Source organism: Phenylobacterium sp., from assembly GCF_044371015.1.
GTDB lineage: Bacteria > Pseudomonadota > Alphaproteobacteria > Caulobacterales > Caulobacteraceae > Phenylobacterium.
Map to the genome: position 1 here is coordinate 1 of NZ_JBILUK010000235.1, position 4929 is coordinate 4929.

Sequence of the window (4929 nt, forward strand, 5' to 3'; positions counted from 1 at the left end):
CCACGACAGAGGAAATGATCGCCAGCGCGGCGATGACGCCCAGCAGCAGGTGGCCGATCACATAGCGTTCAATGCGTCCGAAGCCGGTCACGCGCGGACCTCACGACGCGGCCAGCGGGGTCCGGGCTGGAGAGGAATCCGTCCGCTGATCCGGGACCTCAGAATGCGGGCCAGCGCAAAGGCCGTGGCGGCGAGCGGGATCGCGTACTGCAGGACGTTGAGCCAGGCCTCATCCTCGCAGGCCGACTGAACCTGAAAGCCCGCCAGGCGGATCAGGGCCGCGATGGCGCTGGTGGCGGCGATCCTGCGGCCATAGCCCAGTCGCGAGAATCCCCCGCCAAGGATCGCGTTCAGCGCCAGCGCCATGAACGCGATGTTGTAGATGGGTGACGCAAGCCGCGCGTGCCCCTCCGCCAGCAGCCCCAGCTGATTGCGGCGTTCCCAATCCTGCTCGAGATCCGGGAAGAACAACTCGTGCAGCCAGCGGTCCGAGGGCTTGAAGTGGATCAGCTCGTCCGCGTTGGAAAGTGGTTCTAGATCAAAGATATATTCTCGGAATGTGAGGTAATTCAGTACCCCCTGACTGGAGAATTCCTGGTTGGAGCCATTGCTCATGAACAGGACTGGACGGCCTTGGGCGCGGCCGATGCGGCCTGTTTCGGCGGTGTAGGTGGTGGTGGCGCCGTCGGGTCGGACCTGATGGATGAACAGGTTGCGCAGGTTGCCCTGGCCATCGACGCTCTGGGCGTAGACCGTCAGGCCCGGCGCGGGCTCGGTGAATTCGCCCTCGCGCACCAGGGTGGCTGCAAGGTCTGTCCGGACATTGAACAGTTCCGCCCGGAGCTCGCGGAAGGCGGCGGGCTGGACAAACACGTTCAGGATCAATGCCAGGAGCGCAACTGTGGCGGCGAGGCGCATGGCCGGCGAAATGACCCGCCAGCGGCTCATTCCGCCCGCGAAGCAGACGACGATCTCCTGCTCGGTATGGAGCCGATTGAGCGCGATCAAGGCGGCCACGAACACCGCGATCGGGAGGATCAAATTGATCAGCTGCGGCATGTAGAGCAGCGTCACCTTGAGGAACACGAGCGCGCTCTGGCGCTGGTTCACGATCAGGTCGAGGCCCGCGAGGCTCTGACTCAGGAGTGCGACTGACGTCAGCGCGGTTGCGGCCAGCAACACGGGGCCGACAAGTTGGCGCAACAGATAGCGGTCGATCAGGCGCATCGTGGAAATATGGCCTAGAACAGAGTTTGGGCGCGCCCCGCCGGCGGACCTGTTCTAAATCATGCGTCGCGGCCCCGCACAACCGGACCGGGCGCGCACCCGAGACGAGACAAGAGAGACGCAAGAAACATGGAATTCGTGTTCGCCGCGGCAGCAGACGCCGCGCCCGCCAAGGCCGCCATCGCCCGGATCGTGTTCGAAGGCGAGGCGCCCGAGGGGCTGGCCCGCGCGCTGGCCGCCAGCCGGTTCACCGGCAAGAAGGGCCAGACCCTGGATATCCTGGCCCCAGACGGCGTCGCGGCCGACCGACTGGTTTTGGTTGGCGCCGGCAAGCGCGACGCGTTTGACACGACGGCAGCCGAGCATGCCGCCGCCGCGGCGTATAATGCGGTGAAGGCGTCGGGACTCGCCGCGCTGAGGATCGAGGGCCTCGGCGCGCGCGCCGCCGACGGGGCGCTGGGCGTGAAGCTGGCGAGTTATCGCTTCGACCGCTACCGCACCAAGGAACCTGCCGAGAAGAAGCCTTCGATCAGCTCTGTGCAGGTCGTGGCGGATGATGTGGATGCGGCGCGGGCGGTGTTCGCAACACTTTCGGCGATCGGCGATGGCGTGATCTTCACCCGCGACCTGGTTTCTGAACCGCCGAATGTGCTGTTCCCCGTCGAGTTCGCCGCGCGGGTGAAGGCGCTGGAGGCCTTGGGCCTGGTCGTTGAGGTGTTGGGTCAGGAGGAAATGACCCGCCTCGGCATGGGTTCGCTCCTGGCCGTGGGTCAGGGCAGCATCCGGGAGAGCCAGCTGGTGGTGATCCGCTGGAACGGCGCCGCCGATCCCGCCGCCCAGCCGGTGGCCTTCATCGGCAAGGGCGTGTGCTTCGACACCGGCGGCATCTCCATCAAGCCGGCCGACGGCATGGAAGACATGAAGTGGGACATGGGCGGCGCGGGCGCGGTGGCGGGCCTGATGCACGCCCTGGCCGGGCGCAAGGCCAAGGTGAACGCCGTGGGCATCCTGGGCCTTGTCGAGAACATGCCGGATGGGAACGCCTACCGGCCGGGCGACGTCCTGACCTCGATGTCGGGCCAGACCATCGAGGTGATTAACACCGACGCCGAGGGCCGCCTCGTGCTCGCCGATGCGCTCTGGTACTGCCAGGACCGCTTCAAGCCGAAGTTCATGATCGACCTCGCCACTTTGACCGGCGCGATCATCATTTCGCTCGGCAACGACATGGCCGGCTGCTTCTCCAACGACGACGCGCTGGCGGGCCGCATCCTCGACGCCGCCAAGGCCGAGGACGAGGGTATGTGGCGAATGCCGCTGCCGGACGCCTACAACAAGCAGATCGACTCGATGATCGCCGACATGAAGAACACCGGCGGCCGTCCCGGCGGCTCAATCACGGCGGCGCTGTTCCTCAAGCGGTTCGTCAACGGCGTGCCCTGGGCGCACCTGGATATCGCGAACACCGCCTGGAAGAAGCCTTCGACTGTGCCGACGGTCCCGGATGGGGCGGTGGGCTATGGCGTGCGGCTGCTGAACCGGCTGGTGGCCGACCACTACGAGGACTAGGTCGGACGTGGCGCGGATTGCGCTCCTTCACAGTCCCCTGGTGGGGCCGGCGTGCTGGGGCGGGGTCGGCGCGGTGTTGGCCGGCCAGGGCCACGCGGTGTCCGCGCCAAGCTGGCCCGCGCTCGAAGAGATCGACTCCGACTTCTATCCTGCGTTGATCTCGGGCGTGGCGGCGGCCTTGGACGGCGAGGAGCCTTGGGTTCTGGTCGCCCACAGCGGCGCCGGCGCTCTGACGGCGGCCCTCGTCGAGGCGCTGGACGACCGGTCGAGCGGCGTGGTCCTTGTGGACGCCATTTTCCCGCATCCCGGGCGGAGCTGGATGGAGACCGCGCCGCCGAACCTGGCCGGGCAGCTGCGCAGCGGGGTGGAGTTCGGCCTGCTGCCGCCGTGGGATCGCTGGTGGCCGCCAGGCGCGTTGGCGCGGCTTGTGCCCGACGCCACCCGGCTGGCCGCTTTGGTCGATGAGCTGGCGCCGATTCCGCTGGGTTTCCTGGAAGAGCGCGCGCCGCCGGCGACGCTGTCCTCGCCGGCCGCATTCCTGCAACTCAGCGGGGCGTATGATGAGGAGGGGCGCCAGGCGGTGCGGCAGGGCTGGCCAGTGGTGCGGCTTCCGCTGCATCATCTCGCTATGCTGACCCACCCGGAAGCAGTCGGCGGTGCGATCCACGGTCTTGTGGAGCGGTTGACGCATGGCTGATGGGGCCTGCGAAGTGTGGTTCTACAGGCTGGAGCAGACCAGCCTGGAGCGGGCCCTGCCCGGACTGCTGGAGCGAACGCTTCAGCGCGGCTGGCGGGCGGTGGTTCGGACGCGGGACGCGGCGCGGGTCGCCGCCCTGGACGACTATCTCTGGACCTGGCGCGACGATAGCTTCCTTCCCCACGGAAAGGCTCAGGATCCGCAGGAAGCCCGTCACCCGATCCTGCTGACCACCGGCGCAGACAATCCTAACGGCGCGCAAGCGTTGTTCTGCCTGGACGGTGTCGAGCCCGGGGACCTGACCGGTTATGTCCGATGTCTGGTGATGTTCGAAGGCGCTGACGAGGCGGCGGTGGAGATCGCTCGCGCGCAGTGGCGGGATGTGACCGCCCGGAACCTGCCGCGCGCCTTCTGGCGGCAGACCGACGCCGGCTGGGAGAAGCAGTCATGAGGCTTCCGATCCTAGCGGCCATTGCAGGGCTCGTCCTTGTCGGTTGCAGTTCGACGCCGGATCCAGCCCCGCCGCCGCCGCCGCTCGTCGTGGCGCCGCCGCCGCCGCCAGCCCCTGCGCCGCCGCCAGACACTTGTGGCGCGTTGGAGCATCAGCACCTTATCGGACGGCTGCGGACCGAGATTCCGGTGCCCGTGCGTCCGGAGCAGCGGCGGGTGATGTGCACGACCTGTCCTGCAACGATGGACCATCAGCCGGATCGATTGAACTTCCTGTTCAACGCCGAGACCGGGCGGATCGAGTCGATCAGCTGCGGCTGATCAGGCGACGCCGAGTTCGGCCAACAGGGCGATCCAGGCGTCTCGGCCCTTTGCGCGGTCGAAGTGATCGACGGCCGTTCGTCGCGCCGCCGCCCGCAGGGCCGCCGCCGCCTTTGGGTCGCGGCAGGCGGAAATCAGGACTTCTGACAAGGCCTCGTGATCGAAGAAAGGCAGCAGGCGACCGTTCACGTCGTTGGTAATTGCGTCGCGCACCGGGCCGGTGTCGGAGCCGATGACGTAGCAGCCCGAGGCCATCGCTTCGACCAGCGACCAGGAGAGTACGAAGGGATAGGTGTAGTAGACGTGCGCGCAGCCGAGCCGGAGCGCCGCGAGCATCCGTGCGTGACTGACGCGGCCGACGAAATGAACCCGGGCCGGGTCGATAGCCAAGCCGTCGAAGGCGATCTCTTTCCAGGAGCGGCCATCCGGGGGCGGGGCGCCGTAGTTCCGGCGAGCGTCGTCGCCGACAATGATCACCTGGGCGTCGGGAACCTCCGCCAGCAGGCGCGGCAGGGCGCGGGCCAGGATGTGCAGCCCCCGGAGCGGCTCCAGGTGATTGTTGACGTGGGTGATCACCGGGGTTCCGGGCGCGATCACCCGCCCGTCGTCGAGGATGAACGGCTCGGCCGGGCCGGGTGTGATGGCGGCGGTGTCGATTCCCTCGT

The 4929-nt window shown here is 67.7% G+C and carries 6 protein-coding genes; 4 read left to right on the forward strand and 2 right to left on the reverse strand.

Translation table 11 applies throughout. The annotated features are described in order from the left end of the window. Positions 1–87 precede the first annotated feature (87 nt). Positions 88–1227, reverse strand: coding sequence for an LPS export ABC transporter permease LptF (gene lptF, locus ACIQ3R_RS15250; RefSeq protein ID WP_397419713.1), 1140 nt, complete (start codon positions 1225–1227; stop codon positions 88–90). Between the two features lie 129 nt (positions 1228–1356). On the opposite strand from lptF, the gene ACIQ3R_RS15255 reads away from it, so the two are divergent. The 4 genes from ACIQ3R_RS15255 to ACIQ3R_RS15270 are packed head-to-tail and all read left to right on the forward strand — an operon-like array spanning position 1357 to position 4264. Further along, entirely contained in the window at positions 1357–2796 is a 1440-nt protein-coding gene (locus ACIQ3R_RS15255; protein ID WP_397419714.1) for a leucyl aminopeptidase, read from the forward strand. Positions 2797–2803: 7 nt separating this feature from the next. Next, positions 2804–3493, forward strand: a complete 690-nt coding sequence (locus ACIQ3R_RS15260) for a hypothetical protein (protein WP_397419715.1) — start codon at positions 2804–2806, stop codon at positions 3491–3493. After that, entirely contained in the window at positions 3486–3944 is a 459-nt protein-coding gene (locus ACIQ3R_RS15265; protein ID WP_397419716.1) for a DNA polymerase III subunit chi, read from the forward strand. Before ACIQ3R_RS15260 ends, ACIQ3R_RS15265 begins: the two co-directional genes overlap by 8 nt. After that, complete coding sequence (locus tag ACIQ3R_RS15270) at positions 3941–4264, forward strand: peptidase inhibitor I78 (RefSeq protein ID WP_397419717.1); 324 nt, start codon at positions 3941–3943, stop codon at positions 4262–4264. Before ACIQ3R_RS15265 ends, ACIQ3R_RS15270 begins: the two co-directional genes overlap by 4 nt. Here the strand turns inward: ACIQ3R_RS15270 and ACIQ3R_RS15275 are convergent. After that, a partial coding sequence (locus ACIQ3R_RS15275) for a glycosyltransferase (protein WP_397419718.1) occupies positions 4265–4929 on the reverse strand: 665 nt, incomplete at its 5' end.